Genomic DNA, 18946 nt, shown 5'->3' on the forward strand with positions numbered 1-18946 from the left:
GGTGATCGATCCGATGAGCCTGCGTCACCTCACGGGAAGTGACGCAAAGCCGACCCGTGAGGCCGGTACCGGACCAACCGTGTTCGATTAGTTTCCGGTCCGGCGCACGGGACCGGCTCGTCGACGCCGCTGCCGCACCTGCGCCGACCGCCCAAGGAGATCATCATGACCGTTCCCGCTCCGCGGGTCCGTCGCCGACCCCGGACCCGGGGTCGGCTGTTGCCGCTGTTGCTCAGCATCGCGCTGCTGCTCCCGGTGGCGCTGCTCACCGTGCAGGCCCACCGGCTCGTCGACGCCGACCGCGAGGTCGTCGAGCGGGAACGGCTGGGGGTGGAGTACCTGCGGGCCCTCGCGCCGGTCACCGAGGCGCTGGTCAACGCGCAGAGCGCCGCCATCGCCCGCAGGCCGCTGCCCCGGCAGGTCCTGGAACAGGCGATCGAGCAGGTCGCGGCGGTCGACGCCCGGATCGGCGGCGAGCTACGCACCGGGGAACGGTGGGCCGGCATCCGGGCGAAGCTGGAGGCGCTGCCGGAACGCTCGCTGACGGACCCGGAGGCCGCCTTCGCCGCCTACCGCGAGGTCACCGACCTGCTGCTGGCCCTGCACACGAAGGTGCGGGAGAGCAGCGGTCTGATCCGGGACGCCGGCGCCGACTCGCACTTCCTTCAGGACGGCGTCGGTGAGGAGATGCCGGAGGCCCTGGTCGCCGCCGGGCGGCTCACCGACCTGGCCACGCTCATCGAACGGCGACCCGCCACCGAACAGCTGCGCTCCTTCGGTGAGCTGGCCGCGCACCGGGTCGCCGCCCTCCAACCCGCCAACGACCTGGTCAACAACCTTCGGGCGGTGATGGACAGCTCGGAGAGCGCCGACCTGGGCGCGAACGTGCTCAGCTCGTTCGACGCCTACCAGCGGGGGGTCGAAGCGATGGCGCTGACCTCCCAACCCGACCAGACCGGCAAGCTCGACGTGGTCCGGCTCACCGGGGCCCGACTGGAGGCGCAGGAAGCGGCCAAGCAGCTCCAGCCGGTCCTGCTCGACGAGATCGACCGACTGCTGGCCGAGCGGCTCGACGAACTGAACCGGGACAACCTGCTGGTCCTCGGCGCGGGTGGGGTCGCCGGGCTGCTGCTGATCGCGCTCGCGGTGACCAGCTGGCTGTCTCGTCCGAGGGACAACCCGGGCACCGTCGACGCGCCCGGCAACGAGCCGGAGCGTGCCGGTTCGGACCGGCCGTCCGGCAGTCACTGGGAGCAGATGGCGGCGCAACGACCGCCGGTGCCGGTCGGACAGGGATCCGACCCGGATCGCTGGAGGCCCTTCGATGCTGCTCGATAGGCTTCGGATCCGGGGCAAGCTCGCCCTGTTGGTGCTCATCCCCGTGCTCTGCATGCTCGGGCTGACCCTGCCGGTGGTCTGGGAGCGGGTCGGGGTGGCACAGCGTGCCGACGACACCGCCGGCACCGTGCAGGTCGCCAGCCGGGTCGGCACCCTGCTGCAACACTTGCAACGGGAACGGATGCTCGCCGTCGGTCTGCTGCTGCGGCAGGCCGATCGCAGCGCCCTGGTCCAGGAGATCGCGGAGGTCGACGACCTGGTCGCCGACCTGCGGGCGGAGCTGGGCGACGACCTGACCCCCGCAGTGCGCGCCGCGCTCGACGGGGTCCGGCAACTGGCCCCCGTACGCACGGCCCTGCTCGCCAACCGCGCCACCGTCGAGCAGATCCTGGGCACGTACGCGCCGGTGCACCTCGCACTCATCGACTCGTTGCGGCTGCCGTACGACGTGGACACCCGCACCTCGGTCGGCCGGCAGGTGCTGGCCCTGGACCGCATCCTGCGCAAGAGCGAAGGGATCAGCGCGGGCGCCGCCCTGATCGTGCTGATCGCCGCCGACCCGAATCCGGGGCTCGCCACCGCCTACGTGGCCAACATGGCCACCCTGCAGGCGGACAGCAACCAGATGCTCGGCCTGCTCACTCCCGAACAGCTGGTGCTGATGGACATCGAGCAGGCCGCGGTGGACGCCCGTGCCGGTGAGGACTTCCTCGAACAGAGCGCCCTGGACCCGGTCACCGCGGCGTCCCGGATTCCCATCGAGGCGCTCTACCCGACCACCTCCTCGCTGATCACCCTGGGTCAGTTCGTGGAGAAGAAGCTGGTCACCGACGTCACCGCCGAGGTACGCGCCGAGCGGCAGGCCGCGCTGTCCGCCGCGTACTGGGTGACCGCCCTGGTCCTGGTGATCCTGCTCGTCGTCGGGCTGCTCGCCCTGTTGATCGGCCGGGCGGTCGCCCGGCCGCTGACCCGGCTCACCCGCTCCGCCGACCGGGTCGCCCGGGTCGCCGAATCCGAGCTGCTGCGGGTCGCCGACGACGAGGCGGACCAGGCCCAGTCGATCCGTCTCGACCGGGTCGAGATCCGGGGGCGCGACGAGATCGGCGACCTGGCCCGGGCCTTCGAACGGGTCCAGACCACGGCCGCCCAGTTGGTGGAACGGCAGGTGGCGAGCCGACGCAACGTGGCCCAGATGTTCGGTCACGTCGGTCGGCGTACGCAGAACCTCGTCGGCCGCCAGATCGCCCTGATCGACCGGTTGGAGCAGCAGGAGACCGAGCCGGGGCGGTTGGAGAACCTGTACCGGCTCGACCACATCTCCAGCCGGCTGCGGCGCAACGCGGGCAACCTGGTGGTGCTCTCGGGCGCGGCCGGCGACGTGGTGCACGCCGCGCCGGTTCCGCTCGCCGACGTGGTCCGCCTGGCCCTCGGTGAGATCGAGGACTACACCCGGGTGGACGTGCAGGTTCCCGGCGAGGTCTCGGCGGCGCCGGCGATCGTCGGTGACCTGGTGCTGGCGCTTGCCGAGTTGATGGAGAACGCCACAGTCTTCTCCCCGCCGCACACCCGGGTGGTGGTCAACGGCGAACTGACTGAGGAGGGTGCCCGGCTGACCGTGGTCGACCACGGCATCGGCATGACCGAGGCGCGGCTGGCCGACGAGAACGCCCGGCTGACCCGGCGCGAGCGGCTGGACCTCGTCCCGACCGAGGTACTCGGGCTCTTCGTGGTGGGTCGGCTGGCCCGTCGACACGGCTGGCGGGTCGTACTCTCCGCCACCCCGGGCGGCGGGGTTTCCGCCACCCTGTCGATCGCTCGGCCGGACCTGGTGCTCGGCACGCCCGAGTCGGATCTCCGGGCTACCCCGATCACCGCCCGGCCCGCCCTGCCGACGCCATCGCAACCGGTACCCGCCAGCCCTGCCCGGCCCGGGGACGGGCTGGCGGCGGCCGGCACCGGCGGGCAGGGCGGGTTCGATCAGCGGCTGCTGACCCGGGCCACCGCGAGCATCGAGTTGGCCGAGTCGTGGGACGCCTTCGCCACCGGCGCCCGCGCCGAAGCCGACCCGGCTGCGACGCCGCAGACACCGGTCCCGCCGGCACCGCCCGGTGCCACCACCCCGCCGCCCGGGATCCGGCAGCGGGTTCCCGGCGCCAGCCTGCCGAGAATCACCCCCCGGGTCGGCCCGGCGGACGCCACCACCGCCGACCCGACCGCCGCGCGCACCCTTGTCGAACAGTTCGAGTCCGGGGTACGCCGGGCCGAACAGGAGCGGGGGCACGCTCACCCCGAGCCGGTGGCTCCCGCCCCGTCCGGCGCTCCGGCCCACCTGACCCGGCGGGTTCCCGGCGCGAATCTGGTCACGACGCCCAACCGGCAGCCGCTCACCGACCACCCCGGCGACCCGGCCGAGGTGCGCGACCTCATCAACGCGTTCGAGAACGGCGTCGCCCGGGCTCTGCGCGATGTCCGTCCAGACCGCAGCAACGACGAAGGAACGCCACTTTGACCAGTCCGCACGTACACGAGAACCTCGACCACTCGAGCCACCCGGCCGGTGACCTCAGCCCCGAGGCCCGCACCTTCAACTGGCTGCTGGACACCTTCACGTCCAGCACGGCGGGCGTGCTGGAGGCGATCGCCGTCTCGTCGGACGGGCTGCTGATGGCCATGTCCGCGATCAAGGACCGGTCCAACGCGGAACGGCTCGCCGCCGTGGTCTCCGGCATGACCAGCTTGGCCGGCGGCGCCGCCAGTTGGTACGCCCTCGGCGGGCTGAACCGGGTCGTGGTGGACATGGCCGAGGGGTACCTGCTGATCAGCGCGATCAGCAGCGGCTCGGTGCTCGGCGTGGTGGCCGACCGGTCGGCCAACCTCGGCACCGTGGCCTACGAGATGACGCTCTTCGCCGGTCGGGCCGGTAGTGCTCTCACCCCGCGCCTGATCGCCGAACTCAAGAATTCCGTCCAGCAGTGACTCACGACGCCGCCGGTGAGCAGATAGGCCCGGAGCCCCGGATCCGGCCCTATCTGCGCGCGTCCTCCCCGGTCGGTGACGCCGAGGGGGCACCGGCGGCGTTCGGGGCGGAGCCGGAGACGGCCGGGCCGACCGGCCTGCGCCCGTTCGTGCTCACCGCTGGCCGGGTGGCCGGGGCGGACCCGACGATCGGCCTGGAAACCCAGGTGACAGCCCGGTCGGACGCCGAGGCGTGGCACCTGGCAGCCGCCCGGCTGGCTCCGGAGCTTCAGGCGATCGTGGCGCTCTGCAGCGAGCCGATCTCGGTTGCCGAGATCTCCGCGAAGACCCGGCTGCACTTCGGCGTGACCCGGGTGCTGGTGGGGGACCTGCGCGCCGCCGGCCATCTCGACGTGCACGTCACCGACTCCGACGACGCCCTCGACCCCGACGTCATCCTGCGAGTGATTGATGGACTCCGTGCAATCTCCTGACTGGCCGGTCGCCCCGCAGGGCGCGCTCTCCGCCAACAGCGCCACCGCCCGCTACGGCGGTCCGGCACCGACCCCGCCACCGGTGGTGGGGCGGGCCAGTCTGCCGCCGCCTCAGCCGTACCATCCGCCGGCCGCCGCGCCGGCCGCAACCGGTACGCCATCGCGCCCCGCGCCACCGATCCCGGTCAAGATCCTGATCGCGGGTGGGTTCGGGGTCGGCAAGACGACCACTGTGGCGTCGATCTCGGAGATCGATCCGCTGACCACCGAGGCGGAGATGACCATCGCCGGGATCGGGGTCGACGATCCGGGACAGCGCTACGACAAGACCACCACCACCGTGGCGATGGACTTCGGCTGCGTCACCATCGACCGCAGCCTCAAGCTGTACCTGTTCGGCACGCCCGGTCAGGCCCGCTTCGGCTTCATGTGGGACGACCTGGCGCGCGGCGCACTCGGCGCGCTCGTGGTGGTCGACAGCGCCCGGCTGGACGACTGCTACCCGGCGATCGACTTCTTCGAACGGGCCGGGCTGCCCTTCGTGGTCGGGGTGAACGCCTTCGACGGGCGGCTGGCGCACGACCTCGGCGCCATCCGTTGGGCCCTGGCGATCGGCGACCATGTACCTCTGGTGCAGTTCGACGCCCGGGATCGACTCTCGGTACGGGACGCCCTGCTGGTCGTCCTGGACCGGGCGCTGGCCCGGGCCACCCGGGACAAGCGGGCCTGAGCCGACCGGCTCGGAGCCCCTCGTGGGAAGGGGTGAGGCGGATGCGAGGCGGGCTGGACGAAACCCTGGCCCGGATGCGGCGGCGCGAGGAGGCACTGCGTCGCCGGTCCACCGAACCGGCCGACGGCGAATCCACCTCGGCGGACGGGACACCCCCGTCCGGTGCCGGCGGACGGAACGACGGCACCGGCTGGGAGCCGCCCCGGGAGGGGGGCGGGCACGTGCTCGACGATGTCGCCGAGGCGCTGCGGGCCGCCGTCGCGGTCCATCCCGGCACGGCGGTCACCGCCCGGATCGACCACGACGGGCAGGCGTACGACCTGCGGGTGGCCTGGACCGGCCAGGAGGTGACGGTCACCGGGCAGCCGGTGGCGGCACCGCCGTCCTGGCCGTTGTCGGCGAACACCGTCGCCGGTTGGCCCGCCCGCGAGGAGTCGCTGACCGGCGACCCGGCGGCCCGGCTGGCCGAGCTGATCCGCCGCGACCCGTCCCTGCTCACCAGCGAGGGTCCGCCGGGCTGACCGCACACAGGATGATCGGGCCGTTTAGGGTCGGGCGATGGGCGAACCCGAGTTGACCTTGACCGCGAGCCTGCGGGCGGCCGCACTGGACGCCCGGCGCGGCATCGTCCGGCTGCACCCCGAGGTGCTCACCGCGCTGGGCCTGCGGCCGGGCGATCCGGTCCGGTTGACCGGCCGGCGGGTGACCGCCGGGATCGTCGCCCCGGCCGAGTCGACCGCGAGCAGCGCCCTGCTGCACGCCGACGACCTGATGCTGGGCAACCTCGGCGTACGCGACGGCGGCCAGGTGCGGGTTAGCGCCGCTCCGACCGTCGCGGCGGCCCGGGTGCTGCTCGCCGGGCCGGCGGAGGTCGTCGCGGTGGTCTCCCCGGAGATGCTCCGGTTGGCGCTGCTGGGCAAGGTGGTCACCACCGGGGACGACGTGTCGCTGCTGCCCCAGGACGTGCTGCCCGACGCCGCGACGCGCAGCCTGGTCGAGGTGGCCCGACGCAGCCTGTCGACCCGGGTCGGCTATGCCTGGACCAGCACGCTGCTGCGGGTCGTCGCCGCCGAACCCGAGGTCGGTGCCCTGGTCACCATGGACACCACAGTCGGCTGGGAGCACGGCGCCCGCACCCACGGCGTCGCCGGCTCGCTGGCCGGTCGCGCCGCGTCCCTGGCCGGTGCCGGTGGCATGGGCTCGCCGTCGCCCACCGACACTTCCCGCTTCGACACCGCCGGCCGGGCCGGTGACATCGATGCCGACGCGGCATCGGCGGGCTGGTCGGGCAGCGGGTCGACCGTCGAAGCGACCGAGCACGTGGCCTCGGTGGACGAACTGCCCGGCCTGCGTTCCCAGGCCGAGGAGCTGACCGAACTGCTCGACCTGGGCTTTCACCACCGCGAGGTGCTGGGCCGGCTAAGCACCACCGTGGCGCTCGGGGTGCTGGTCAGCGGTCCGGCCGGTTCCGGCAAGTCGGCGTTGGTCCGGGCAGTCGCCGCCCAGGTCGGTGCCCGGGTGCATGCCCTCTGGGCACCCGAGATCGCCGCCCTGAGCAACTCCTCGGCCGCCGCCCGGCTGCGGGCGACCACCGCGGAGGTGATCGCCGACGGCCCGGCCGTGCTGCTGGTCACCGACGTGGAGGCGCTCGCCCCGGCGGACACCCCGGGGCCGGTGGCGACCGTGTTCCGTCAATGCCTCGCCCAGATCGTGCAGGCCGGCGCGGCGGTGGTCTGCACCACCAGCCGGCCGGAGGCCCTCGACCCGGCGATGCGCGCCCCGGACCTGCTCTCGTTGCGGATCGACGTACCCCTGCCCGATGCCGCCCTGCGCCGGGAACAGCTGACCGTGCTGACCCGCCCGGTCCCGCTCGCCGACGACGTACGGCTGGACGAGGTGGCGGGGCGTACGCCCGGTTTCGTCGCCGCCGATCTGGCCGCGCTGGTCCGCGAGGCCGGCATCCGCGCGGCGCTGCGCCAGAAGTCGGACGAGAACCCGACGGTACGGATGGCCGACTTCACCGCCGCCCTGGAGGTGGTCCGGCCGACCAGCATGGCCGCCTCCACCCTGGAACTGGCCCGGGTCACCCTCGACGACGTCGGTGACCTGGTCGAGGTCAAGCAGCAGTTGACCGAGTCGGTGCTCTGGCCGCTGACCTACCCGGACACCTTCGCCCGGCTCGGCGTGCAGCCGCCGCGCGGGGTGCTGCTCTACGGGCCGCCCGGCTGCGGCAAGACCTACCTGGTGACCGCGCTGGCCGGGTCGGGCCGGGCGAACGTGCTCTCGGTCAAGGGCGCGGAGCTGCTGTCGAAGTGGGTCGGCGAGAGCGAACGGGCGGTACGCGAACTGTTCCGCCGGGCCCGGGAGGCCGCACCGACGCTCGTCTTCCTCGACGAGCTGGACGCCCTCGCCCCGGTACGCGGCCAGGCCACCGACGGCGGCACCACCGATCGGGTGGTCGCCGCCCTGCTCACCGAGTTGGACGGGGTGGAGGCCCTGCGCAACGTCGTCGTGGTCGGCGCGACCAACCGGCCCGACCTGATCGACCCGGCGCTGCTGCGCCCGGGTCGGCTGGAACGGCTGGTCTACGTGCCGCCACCGGACGCCGAGGCGCGGGCGGCGATCCTGCGCGCCGCCGCGCGCAACGTGCCGCTGGCCGAGGACGTCGACCTCGGTGCGCTCGGCGCCGACCTGGACGGCTTCTCGGCCGCCGACTGCGCGGCGCTGGTCCGGGAGGCGGCCCTGGCCGCGATGCGCGAGTCGCTGACCGCCGCCACGGTCACCGCCGCACACGTGGAGACCGCCCGGGCGCGGGTACGCCCGTCCCTGGACCCGGCCCAGGTGGCGTGGCTGGCCGCGTACGCCGAGCAGCGCGGCTGAGCCCTAGAGTGCCGGTGGGGTCGCGTCGAGGTGGATCTCGGCGTGCACCCGATCGTCGTCCTCGCGCAGCTTCGCGCCGCACTTCTCCAGCACCGACAGGGCCCCGCGATTCTCCGGCGTGGTGTCGGCGACCACGACCCGCATGCCGGCCGCGGCGGCCAGGTTCAACAACTCGCGCAACGCCGCCGCGCCGATGCCCTGGCCCCGGGCGGAGCGGCCGAGCCACATGCCCACCTCGACGACGTCGGGCTCGTCGCGTCGGGTCATCCGGATCATCCCGACCACCTCGCCGCCGGCCATGATCGCGTACATGGCGGTGCGGGTGGCCGCGTCGAGCCCACCGAAGCTGGCCCGGTGGAACTCCCGGAACGCCTCCCGCCGCGCGTGCGACCAACCGGCCGGTGCCGCCACCGGCGGCATCACGTCGGCCGGTTCCGCCTCGGCGACCGCTACGGAGAGCAACGGTTCGAGGTTCTGCTCGTCCACCGGCTCCAACCGGACCGCACCCGTCACGTGCCGGAGTCTTCCGCGCCCGGCAGCGGAAGTCCACCGGGTTGGCGAGGAGGTGCACCTCTGGTGCAATGGATCGGCCGGTCGGGCCGAAATCGGGTACTGCCTCACATTCCGGTGTCGTCCGGCCGGTCGAATTCGCAGTAGACGGCGGAGGCGTCGTCGGCCCGTTTGTGCCGGCGCAACCGGTCGGGATGGTTCCGCTCGGCGGCCCGCACCCGGGCGATCAGCCCACCCGGCCCTTCGGCGGAGACCACGTCGAGCAGGCCAGCCCAGTCGAACAGCCCGAACTCCTCCACGGCGACGGAGGCTCCGTCGCTGAGCAGCACCGCGCGGCGCAGCGCCGACGGGCCGCGCAACGGCAGGCTGCCGACCACCGCGTGGTACGCCGCGTCCGGGTCGGCGGCCGCGACCCAGTAACCGTGCGTACGGTTCATCCGCTCCCGTTGCACCGACACGGCGTGCCGCAACCGGGTGGCCCGGTCGGTCGACTCGGGCAGCGCGGCGGCGGTGTCCCGCAGGCCGGCCGCCGCAGCCGCCAGCCGGTCGTCGACGATCACGTCGACCCGGTCGCCGGTGTCGAGCACCAGCGGGCTGTCGCAGAGCACCAGGTAGTCCACCTGGTCACCGCCGTCGCGCAGCAGGCAGACGGTGCTGGCCGGAGTGCCCGGATGGTCGAGATCGCACTGGTCGCCGTGGTCGGCGCGAACCGCCAGGATCGCCGCCGCCAGGTTGCTCACCAGGGTCGCCGCCGGCCGAGCCGCCTCGGCCAGCCCGAGCCGGGCGGCCAGGTGCCGGACGTACCACTGCGGCCCGTGTACGCAGCCGGTGTCGAAGCCCTCCGGCACGGTCGCCCCGTCCAGCACCCCGACCAGGGGGCCGAACTGGAACACCACGTCCTCGTTGACCGTACTGCCGGGTGGTGGAGCGGACGCGGAGCGTACCCGCATGGTCGGCGCGGATCCGACGGCCATGCCCCGCCGACGCTCGTCGGCCGTCGCCTCGGGCGGCCCGGTGCCGCTGCCCGGGTGCGTCACCTGCATCCCGGTCCGCCTCGATCCGGCGGGGTCTCCTCGGGTCATCGCCGCCACCTCCGCGCCCCGGCTACCCGCCCGACGCCCCGACATGCCCTCGGTGCCGTTTCGGCTCGGCGGGCGGTGGGCTCAGCGGCGGCGGTTGCGGGCCCGGGACGCGCGCAGCCGTCGTAGCCGGCCGACCAGCACCGGGTCGGCGGCCAGCGCCGCCGGATTGTCCAGCAGCGCGTTGAGCAACTGGTAGTAGCGAGTGGCGGAGAGACCGAAGCGATCCCGGATGGCCTGTTCCTTGGCGCCGGCGTGCCGCCACCACTGCCGTTCGAACGCGAGGATCTCCCGCTCCCGCTCGGCAAGAGCGTCGGCCGACTCGGCGGTGGCGGCATCGGGGGTGTTCGGGGGCAGCGACTCGTCGTCGGGGGCCGATCGCGGGGGCGGCACCGCGGCAGTGTCCGCACCGGCGCTGGTCGACACCCGGGCGTCGGGGCTCTCCGCTGTCGGGGTGGCGTCGGCGGGTGGCATGGGGCTCCTCACGGGGGCGGCCGGCACGGGCGACGCCAACCGGGTTTCCCAGCCTAACCACAGGTCACACCCGACGCATCAGCAGCGCGGCGCGCCGATGCCCGTGCCGCGCCGGCAGGTGGCGGGACACGGCCCGTGGGCGCGATCCGGGGAGAGATCGCGCCCACAGGCTCCTCAACGGGTCATGATCATCAGGTGATGTCCCGCCGACGGAGCGTCCAGAGCGCCCCGCCGAGGAACAGCACCACGGCGACCGTGAAAAGGATCGACGAGTGTTGCCAGGTGATGTCCAGGGTGGCGGGGTTGCACTCACCGGTGTACGAGGCGTTGCAGGACCGCCAGTCCTCAAGCGTCAAGGTCTTGGTCATCCAGGCGTACACGTACGTGGGCAACAGCCACGCCTCGCCGAATCGGACCTGGGCCAGGTCCAGCAGGATGGCGAGCCCGGCCTGGCCGACCACCATGACCGCGACCGCCCCGCCCAGTGCCATCGCGGTGTGCCGGCCGAGCGAGGCCAGGGCGAAGCCGACGGTTGCCGCGACCAGCACCAACACGACCCCGCGCAGCCCGGTGAGCAGGAACGACTGCCAGACACCGGAGGTCATCCCGTCCGTTGTCCCGCGCCAGCTGGCGATCAGCCAGAGAATGCCGAACCACGCCACGGAGGCGGTCAGCGCCACGGCGAGCATCCCGGTGAGCAACGCTCCCAGCTTCGTCAGCAGGACGCTCAACCGCTTCGGTCGCCACAGCAGCAGGTTCATCATTCCGCCGGTGTTCCACTCGGCACCGATGAAGGAGGCGCCCACCACGAAGCCGACCATGGCCAGGATGCCCGCGAGAGTGACGAGCATGTCCGGAACGCTGGACTTGAAGACGAAGGTCGACGGGAGGTACCACTCCTCCTGGATGTCCTCCCGTGCCGGTGGGGCGATCGACGCGCAGTCGGCCGGGTAATGGTCGACGTCCTCGCCCGCCGCCTTGGCCCGCTCGCAGTTGGCGCGCTCCTGCTCGGCCCACCGCACCTGCTCGGCATGGCTGCTGTCGGCAGCTCGCGTGGCCTCGGCCCACTGCTCGGTGCCGATCTTCTCGTTGGTGACGAACAGACCGACCACCACGAGGGCCAGGATCAGCAGGCCACCCGCGGTCATCCAGCGGGTGAAGCGCCGCTTGACCAGCCGGCGCAGTTCGGTACGGAAGAGACTCACGCGCCCCAACCTCCCCCGGTGGGCGCGGACGGTGCCGCCCCATCGACTCGTACGGAATGGTCGACCTGCCGGTGCTGGCCGGGGACCGGCGCGGTGTTGGTCAACTCGAGGAAGACGCTCTCCAGGTCGACCGTGACCTGGGCGAGTTCGCTGACGTAGAGGCCCTGTTCGGCCAGGAGTCGGGTGATGGTGGCCGGCTTGTCCACTCCGGAGACCATCAGGTGGTCCTGGTTCGCGGTCACCCGGTAACCGTTGCCGTGCAGCGCGTTCGCGGCGAGCGGCAGGTCCATGACGGCTTCCAGCCGGACCCGGACCCCGCCGGAGGAGTGCTGGGCGAGCACCTCGTCGACCGGGCCGAAGGCGACTCGACGACCCAGCGAGATGATGGTGACCGAGTCACAGATCAGCTGGATCTCGCCGAGGATGTGGCTGGAGAGCACCACGGTCATTCCCGACTCGGCGAGGTTGCGCACCAACGTACGCATCTCCCGGATGCCGCCCGGGTCGAGGCCGTTGGCCGGCTCGTCCAGGATCAGCAGCCTGGGGCTCTTGAGCAGGGCCGAGGCGACGGCGAGCCGCTGCTTCATGCCGAGCGAGTACGTCTTGACCCGCTCGCCGGCCCGGTCGCGCAGGCCGACCAGTTCCAGCACCTCGTCGACCCGCTGGGCTGGCACATCGTCGGCGCTGGCCAGCAGGGAGAGGGTGTCGCGGGCGCTGAAGTGCGGGAAGAACTGCGGGCTCTCCACGATCGCGCCGACCTGACGGGCCACCTGGGGCAGCGCCGCCGGCACCTCCTGGCCGAGAATGGACATCCGGCCGCCGTCGGGTCGGATCAGCCCGAGCAGCGTACGCAGAGTGGTGGTCTTGCCCGACCCGTTGGGGCCGAGGAAGCCGTGCACCTCCCCCGCCTCGACCCGCATGTCGAAGCCGTCCAGGGCATTGCGGGTGCCGCGTCGTCGACTGCGGTACGTCTTTCGTAGACCTTCGATTTCCAGGACAGCTGGCAAGCTGCACCTCCCCCGTTGGGTGTGGGGCGCCCTCCGTTGCGGGGGCGACCACGACACCATACTCGGTATGCACCGGAAGGCAATACCCGGTATGCAGCGCCACGCCGAAGCCTGCCAGAACACGCGAAGTTCTGCGGGAAGGACCCCCTGCGACGCGCCGGAGGCTTGACCAGGGAATGCCTCAGGCGCAGATGACGTGCACGCCGGCGGCGCGGAAGGCGTCGACCACGTCGGGCGTGGCGCCCGAGTCGGTGACCAGCGTCTCGACCCGGTCGACCGGGCAGATCCGGGCGAAGGCGTGACCGCCCAGCTTGGACGAGTCAGCGATTATCACCACTCGCTTGGCCCGGGCCACCATGAGGTTGTTCATCGCGGCCTCGCCCTCGTGGTGGGCGGCGGCACCGAGGTGCGGGTCGATGGCGTCCACGCCGAGCAGCGCGACGTCCAGGGTCACCTCGCGCAGCAGCGCCCCACCCAGGGGCCCCACCAGCTCGAACGACTTGGGTCGCACCACCCCGCCGGCGACCACGACCTTCATCCGGGAGCGGACCAGCAGCTCGTTGGCGATGTTGAGGGCGTTGGTGACCACGGTCAACTGAGCGCCCTCGGCATTGGTGTTGAGATCCGGTCGGACGGCCAGCGCCCGAGCCACCTCGGTGCTGGTGGTGCCGCCGTTGAGGCCGACCACCGTGCCCGGCGTGACAAGCGCCGCGGCGGCGGCGCCGATGCGCTGCTTCTCCGCGGAGTTCTTGGCCGTCTTGTAGCGCAGGGGCAGGTCGTAGGAGACCCCGTTCGCGACCGCGCCACCCCGGGTGCGGGTGATCATCTGCTGCTGGGCGAGCTGGTCGAAGTCCCGCCGGATGGTGGCCTGGGAAACGTCCAGCCGGTCAGCGGCCTCCTCGACGGTGACCCGACCGGACTCGGTCAGCATCTCGAGCAGGGCGTTCCATCTCGCGTAACGGTCCACCCCGGGACCTCCGTGTCTGCACGAATGTGATTGGTTGCGTGCACACTAGTGCTCAAAACGCGGAAACAGCAAAACCCGACACTGCTCGATCAAGCCTGCGGTTGCTATTTCCATCGAGTTTCGCGCAGAATAACGCGCGAAAGACGGGTCAAACGAGCCATATTGCGCAGCCGCTGCGAGGAGTTCTCATGGCGTACGTCCACGCGGAGATCGCAAGCCAGCCGGACTGCTGGCGCCAGGCAGCCGACCTCGCTCCGACAGTCCTCGACCGGCTGCCGCGCGACGGTGAACGGGTCGCCGTCGTCGGCTGCGGCACGTCGTGGTTCATGGCGAAGGCGTACGCGGCCCGCCGCGAGGCCACCGGTCACGGCGAGACGGACGCCTTCCAGGCCAGCGAGTTCCCGACCGGCCGCCGCTACGACCGGCTGCTGGCGATCACCCGCTCCGGCACCACCACCGAGGTGCTCGACCTGCTCGCCGCGCTGCGCGGGCGAATCCCGACCACGGTGCTGGTCGGTGACCCCGCCTCCCCGGCAGTGAGCCTCGCCGACGCCGCGGTGCCCCTGCCGTTCGCCGACGAACGGTCGGTGGTGCAGACCCGCTTCGCCACCACCGCGCTGGCGCTGCTGCGTGCACAGCTCGGCGACAACATCGACGCGCTGGTCGCCGACGCGGAGGTCGCCGTCCGCGCCCCGCTGCCGATCGACCCGAGCCTGATCGAGCAGGTCACCTTCCTGGGCCGCGGTTGGACGATCGGGCTGGCCCTGGAGGCGGCACTGAAGTGCCGGGAGGCGGCCACCTTCTGGGCCGAGGCGTACCCGGCGATGGACTACCGGCACGGCCCCATCTCGGTGGCCGCTCCCGGACGGCTGGTCTGGGCCTTCGGCGAGTTGCCCGACGGGCTGCCCGAGGACGTCGCCGCCACCGGCGCGGCCTTCGTGCACAGCCGCACCCACGGGGTCCGTACCGTGCTGGGTCGTTGGGCCGCCGGACGCAACCCGGTCGACCCGATGGCCGACCTGATCCTGGCGCAACGCTTCGCCGTCGCACTGGCGACAAGTCGCGGGCTCGACCCCGACGCGCCCCGGCACCTGAGCCGGTCCGTGGTGCTCGCGTGAGCGAGCGCGACGGCAGGGTCGTCGTCGCGCTGGACGTGGGCGGCACCGGGATGAAGTGCGCGCTGATCCGTCCGGACGGTGCCGTGGTGCACACCGAACGGCACCCCACCGGTGCCGACCGTGGGGCCGAGGCCGTGGTCGACACGATCCTCACGGTCGCCGACGGGCTGATCGACACGGCGCGCACGGCCGGGCTCACCCCGACCGCGCTCGGCATCGTGGTGCCGGGCATCGTGGACCAGACCCGGGGCGTCGCCGTCTGGTCGGCGAACATCGGCTTCCGGGACGTACCGCTGCGGGACCTGGCGGCCGACCGGCTCGGCCTGCCCACGGCGCTCGGCCACGACGTCCGTGCCGGCGGCCTCGCCGAGGCGCGTCTCGGTGCCGGCCGCGACTGCGGGCACGTGCTGTTCGTGGCGATCGGTACCGGCATCGCCGCCGCGCACGTGGTCGCCGCAGCGGCGGCCACCGGCGCACACGGCGCCGCCGGAGAACTCGGCCACATCCTGGTCCGCCCGGGCGGTCCGCGCTGTGGCTGCGGACGCTCCGGCTGCCTGGAGGCGATCGCCTCCGCCTCGGCCGTGGCCCGCCGCTACACCGCACTCGCCACCGGCACGACCGGCAACGCCGACACCACACCGGACGGCGGGGCCGCCGGACCGACAGTGGTCACCGCCGCCGAGGTCGCCGGCCGGGCGGCGGCCGGCGAGGAACTGGCCACCCGGGTCTGGCGGGAGGCCGTCGAGGCGCTGGCCGACGGCCTCGCGACCGCGCAGGCGTTGTACGACGTACAGACGATCGTGCTGGGCGGCGGCCTCGCCCAGGCCGGCCCCGGGTTGTTCGACCCGCTGCGCACCGCCCTGCGCGAACGCCTGACCTTCCACCGGGAGCCACGACTCGTCCCGGCCGCCCTCGGCGACGAGGCCGGTTGCCTCGGTGCCGCCCTGCTCGCCCTCGACCAGTTGGAGGACTCATGACCGTACGGGTGAACGGCAAGGTGGTGACCCCGACCGGGGTCGTCCGGCAGGGCTGCGTCGAGGTCAGAGGCGACCGGATCACCGCCGTCGCCGAGTACCCGTCGGTACGCGACGGGCACTGGGTCGTACCGGGCTTCGTGGACATCCACACCCACGGCGGCGGCGGGCACACCTTCACCACCGGCGACGCCGACTCCGCCCGCGCCGCCGCCGCGTTCCACCTGGGCCACGGCACGACCAGCCTGCTGGCCAGCCTGGTCAGCGCACCCTTCGAGCTGATGCGCTCGGCCACCACGGCCTTCGCGCCGCTGGTCAACGAGGGGGTGCTGGCCGGCATCCACTTCGAGGGGCCGTACCTGTCCGCCGCCCGCTGCGGCGCGCAGAACCCGCAGTTCCTCCGCGACCCGTCCACCGACGAGCTGACCGAGTTGATCAAGCTGGGTGACGGGGCGGTGCGGATGGTCACCATCGCGCCGGAGCGGGCCGGGGCGCTGGCCGCCATCGAACTGCTCACCGGACACGGCGTGGTCGCCGCGGTCGGTCACACCGACGCCACGTACGAGCAGACCCGTGCCGCCATCGCGGCGGGCGCGAGCGTCGGCACACACGTGTTCAACGGCATGCGTCCGGTGCACCACCGCGAGCCGGGGCCGGTCGTGGCGCTGTTGAGCACTCCGAACGTCATCTGCGAACTGGTCGCCGACGGAGTGCACCTGCACGACGGCACGCTCACCTTCGCCACCTCCACCGCCGGGCCGGAACGCTGCGCGCTGATCACCGACGCGATGGCCGCCGCCGGCATGCCCGACGGCGAGTACGAACTCGGCGGCCAGGCCGTGACCGTCGCCGACGGGGTGGCCCGACTGGCCGGCGACGGTGCGATCGCCGGCAGCACCCTCACCATGGACGCGGCCCTGCGGCACGCGGTGGCCGCCGGCATCCCGGTGCCCGACGCGGTACGCATGGTCTCCACCACCCCGGCGCTCGCCATCGGCCTCGGCGACCAGGTCGGCGCCCTCCAGCCCGGTCTGCGCGCCGACCTGGTGGTGCTCGACAACGACCTGAACGTCGTCCGGGTGATGCGCGGCGGCACCTGGGTCCAGTGACCCCGCATCAGCGGGGTGCGGGGATCTCCACGCCGAGCACCGCCTGCTCGTCGGGGCGGTGCACCAACTCCTCGGTGAGGAACGACTGCACGGCGTGACGCATCCCGACGTCCCGGCCGGCCCGCTCGGAGAGCAGCCACTTGTGCTCGATGATCTGGGCGAACAACTCCTGCGGCTCCAGCTTGCGGCGCAGGTGTGCGGGGACGGCCCGGACCACCGGCTCGAACACCTCGGTCAGCCAGCGGTGGGCGGCCTGCTGCTCGTCGGTCAGGTCGCTCTCCGCCCGGTACGCGTCGAGGTCGTTGAGCAGCTTGCGGGCCTGGTTCTCCTCGGCGTCCAGACCGGTCAGCCGGAGCAGTCGCCGATGGTGGTAGCCGGCGTCGACCACCTTCGGCCGGATCAGGTAACGCCCGTTGCCGATCGTCGACATGGCCACCTCGGCCACGTCGAAGCCCATCTCGTTGAGCCGGCGGATGCGGCCCTCGATGTCGTGCCGGGCCTCCCGCTCGACCTGCTGCTCGTAGGTGATCTCGTGCCACAGCCGTTCGTAGCGCTGCACGACCTCCTCGCAGACCACCTCCGGGTCGATCGACTCGTGCAGCAGACCGGCGGCCTGCAGGTCGAGCGCCTCACCGAAGATGTTGACCCGGGCGATCTCCAGGTCCTCGCCACGTTGACCGTTGGAGAGGCCGTTGCGCAGCGCCCCGGTCTCGGCGTCGACGAGGTAGGCGGCGAAGGCGCCCGCGTCGCGTCGGAACAGCGTGTTCGACAGTGAGCAGTCGCCCCAGAAGAAGCCGGTCAGGTGCATCCGGACCAGCAGCGCGGCCAGCGCGTCCAGCAGCCGACCCATGGTCTCCGGTCGCAGCGTGTGCGAGAACAACGCCCGGTAGGGCAGGGAGAACTGGAGATGCCGGGTGATCAGCACCGGGTCGAGCGGCTCACCGGAGTCGGACTCCCGGTCGGCGACGATCGCCACCGCCTGCACCGACGGGAAGTCGATCCGCTCCAGGGCGCGCAGCAGGTCGTACTCCCGCTCGGCGACCCGCTCCCCGGTCTCCTTGACCGCGTAGACGTACCCGCCGAGGCGGACGAAGCGCACCACATGCCGGGAGATGCCCTGCGGCAGGGCGACCAGATGTTCGGCCGGCCACTGCTCCAGCGGTGTCGACCAGGGCAGGTCGAGCAACGCCGGGTCCACGAGGGCCGAAGTGATCCGCACGGCGTCAAGTCTGACGCTTTCGCCGCCGGAACGCCTCCCCGCGTGGCTGGACACACAGTCACCGTGATCACCGCCCGAACCCGGCCGCCGCGCGCGGCCGGTAGCGTGATCGGGTGCGAGAAACCACGACGGTACGCCGCCGCGTACGCCTGGCACCGGTCCGACCGGCCGGCTGGTGGTTCGACGCGCTGCTGCTGGCCGCCCTCGTCGGGCTGACCGTGGCACTCGCCGCCGGCTGGTTCTTCGGCATCGACCGGTCGGTCGCCGACTGGGCCGACGCGCACCGACCCACCGCCGCCCGGTGGGTTGCGATCATCCTCAACTACCTCGGTCAGGGCACCCCGCTGACCCTGATCGCCACCGGCCTGTCGGTGCTGTTGGCGATCCGGCTGCGCTCGGTACGCCCGCTGCTCGTCCCGGTCACCGCCTTCGTACTCACCCTGTTCACCATCGGCCCGCTGAAGGTGTGGACCGCCCGTCCGGCACCGAGCGCCAGCATCAAGGAACCGTTCCTACCCGCCGAGCAGACTCTCCCGCTGTTCCAGGAGGACCTGCCGGTCCGCTTCGCCCAGTCGTACCCGTCCGGGCACGTGGCCAACGCCATCGTCTGGTACGGCGTCATCGCGCTGCTGCTCGCACCCCTGCTGGCGACCCTCGGCCGGAGGCTGCCGCGCCGGGTGGTGCCGGCGATCCGGGTCGTCCCCCCGGCCGTGGTGCTGTGCACCACCACCTACCTGGGCTGGCACTGGCTGAGCGACTCGGTGGCCGGGCTGCTGCTGGGGCTGCTGCTGGACCGGATCCTGCACCGGGTGCCCTGGGACGAACTGCCGCTGCCGGCCCGGTCACGAAGTTGGGACCGGCCGTTCACCAAGCCTGTCTAGGCTGCC

At 72.6% G+C, this 18946-nt stretch carries 18 protein-coding genes; 11 read left to right on the forward strand and 7 right to left on the reverse strand.

What is annotated here, in order from left to right; all coding sequences use genetic code 11:
* The first annotated feature begins 165 nt into the window (after positions 1 to 165).
* The 7 genes from JMF97_RS20700 to JMF97_RS20730 are packed head-to-tail and all read left to right on the forward strand — an operon-like array spanning position 166 to position 8397.
* The gene (locus JMF97_RS20700; RefSeq protein WP_203223034.1) at positions 166 to 1338 is read left to right on the forward strand and encodes a hypothetical protein; all 1173 of its coding nucleotides are present in this window, start codon (positions 166 to 168) and stop codon (positions 1336 to 1338) included.
* A complete protein-coding gene (locus JMF97_RS20705; protein ID WP_203223035.1) occupies positions 1325 to 3847 on the forward strand; it encodes a sensor histidine kinase in 2523 nt (840 codons plus the stop codon). The genes JMF97_RS20700 and JMF97_RS20705 overlap by 14 nt, the downstream gene beginning before the upstream one ends.
* Positions 3844 to 4314 (forward strand): roadblock/LC7 domain-containing protein, encoded by a 471-nt coding sequence (locus JMF97_RS20710; protein WP_203223036.1) that lies wholly within the window; start codon positions 3844 to 3846, stop codon positions 4312 to 4314. The genes JMF97_RS20705 and JMF97_RS20710 overlap by 4 nt, the downstream gene beginning before the upstream one ends.
* On the forward strand, positions 4311 to 4787 hold the full coding sequence (locus tag JMF97_RS20715; protein ID WP_203223037.1) for a DUF742 domain-containing protein: 477 nt from the start codon (positions 4311 to 4313) through the stop codon (positions 4785 to 4787). Before JMF97_RS20710 ends, JMF97_RS20715 begins: the two co-directional genes overlap by 4 nt.
* The gene (locus JMF97_RS20720) at positions 4765 to 5517 is read left to right on the forward strand and encodes a GTP-binding protein (RefSeq protein ID WP_203223038.1); all 753 of its coding nucleotides are present in this window, start codon (positions 4765 to 4767) and stop codon (positions 5515 to 5517) included. The genes JMF97_RS20715 and JMF97_RS20720 overlap by 23 nt, the downstream gene beginning before the upstream one ends.
* A 41-nt stretch (positions 5518 to 5558) precedes the next feature.
* A complete protein-coding gene (locus tag JMF97_RS20725; RefSeq protein ID WP_203223039.1) occupies positions 5559 to 6038 on the forward strand; it encodes a hypothetical protein in 480 nt (159 codons plus the stop codon).
* 37 nt (positions 6039 to 6075) lie between these two features.
* Entirely contained in the window at positions 6076 to 8397 is a 2322-nt protein-coding gene (locus tag JMF97_RS20730; RefSeq protein ID WP_203223040.1) for an AAA family ATPase, read from the forward strand.
* Between the two features lie 3 nt (positions 8398 to 8400).
* Here JMF97_RS20730 and JMF97_RS20735 read toward each other — a convergent pair whose 3' ends face one another.
* The 6 genes from JMF97_RS20735 to JMF97_RS20760 form a co-directional block, all read right to left on the reverse strand.
* Entirely contained in the window at positions 8401 to 8910 is a 510-nt protein-coding gene (locus tag JMF97_RS20735) for a GNAT family N-acetyltransferase (protein WP_203223041.1), read from the reverse strand.
* Positions 8911 to 9014: 104 nt separating this feature from the next.
* Positions 9015 to 9989 carry a hypothetical protein gene (locus JMF97_RS20740; RefSeq protein WP_238359754.1) on the reverse strand — a complete coding sequence of 325 codons (975 nt, stop codon included), beginning with the start codon at positions 9987 to 9989 and terminating at the stop codon, positions 9015 to 9017.
* Positions 9990 to 10070: 81 nt separating this feature from the next.
* On the reverse strand, positions 10071 to 10460 hold the full coding sequence (locus tag JMF97_RS20745) for a DUF3263 domain-containing protein (protein ID WP_203223042.1): 390 nt from the start codon (positions 10458 to 10460) through the stop codon (positions 10071 to 10073).
* A gap of 191 nt (positions 10461 to 10651) precedes the next feature.
* Positions 10652 to 11665: an ABC transporter permease subunit gene (locus JMF97_RS20750; RefSeq protein ID WP_203223043.1), complete on the reverse strand. Its 1014-nt coding sequence runs from the start codon at positions 11663 to 11665 to the stop codon at positions 10652 to 10654.
* On the reverse strand, positions 11662 to 12672 hold the full coding sequence (locus JMF97_RS20755; RefSeq protein WP_273543894.1) for an ABC transporter ATP-binding protein: 1011 nt from the start codon (positions 12670 to 12672) through the stop codon (positions 11662 to 11664). The genes JMF97_RS20750 and JMF97_RS20755 overlap by 4 nt, the downstream gene beginning before the upstream one ends.
* 181 nt (positions 12673 to 12853) lie before the next feature.
* Positions 12854 to 13639, reverse strand: a complete 786-nt coding sequence (locus tag JMF97_RS20760) for a DeoR/GlpR family DNA-binding transcription regulator (protein ID WP_013736194.1) — start codon at positions 13637 to 13639, stop codon at positions 12854 to 12856.
* 188 nt (positions 13640 to 13827) lie between these two features.
* On the opposite strand from JMF97_RS20760, the gene JMF97_RS20765 reads away from it, so the two are divergent.
* From JMF97_RS20765 to nagA, 3 genes are read left to right on the forward strand one after another with little or no spacing between them, the layout of a single operon-like run.
* Entirely contained in the window at positions 13828 to 14757 is a 930-nt protein-coding gene (locus JMF97_RS20765; RefSeq protein ID WP_203223044.1) for an SIS domain-containing protein, read from the forward strand.
* 50 nt (positions 14758 to 14807) lie between these two features.
* Complete coding sequence (locus JMF97_RS20770; protein WP_238359832.1) at positions 14808 to 15734, forward strand: ROK family protein; 927 nt, start codon at positions 14808 to 14810, stop codon at positions 15732 to 15734.
* Positions 15731 to 16840, forward strand: a complete 1110-nt coding sequence (nagA, locus tag JMF97_RS20775) for an N-acetylglucosamine-6-phosphate deacetylase (protein WP_203223046.1) — start codon at positions 15731 to 15733, stop codon at positions 16838 to 16840. The genes JMF97_RS20770 and nagA overlap by 4 nt, the downstream gene beginning before the upstream one ends.
* Before the next feature lie 7 nt (positions 16841 to 16847).
* Here nagA and JMF97_RS20780 read toward each other — a convergent pair whose 3' ends face one another.
* Positions 16848 to 18113 carry a DUF4032 domain-containing protein gene (locus JMF97_RS20780; protein WP_203223047.1) on the reverse strand — a complete coding sequence of 422 codons (1266 nt, stop codon included), beginning with the start codon at positions 18111 to 18113 and terminating at the stop codon, positions 16848 to 16850.
* A 59-nt stretch (positions 18114 to 18172) separates the two neighbouring features.
* On the opposite strand from JMF97_RS20780, the gene JMF97_RS20785 reads away from it, so the two are divergent.
* Positions 18173 to 18940, forward strand: a complete 768-nt coding sequence (locus tag JMF97_RS20785) for a phosphatase PAP2 family protein (protein ID WP_203223048.1) — start codon at positions 18173 to 18175, stop codon at positions 18938 to 18940.
* The last annotated feature ends 6 nt before the right edge of the window (positions 18941 to 18946 follow it).

Origin of the sequence: Micromonospora fiedleri (genome assembly GCF_016774385.1) — a bacterium.
GTDB lineage: Bacteria > Actinomycetota > Actinomycetes > Mycobacteriales > Micromonosporaceae > Micromonospora > Micromonospora gifhornensis.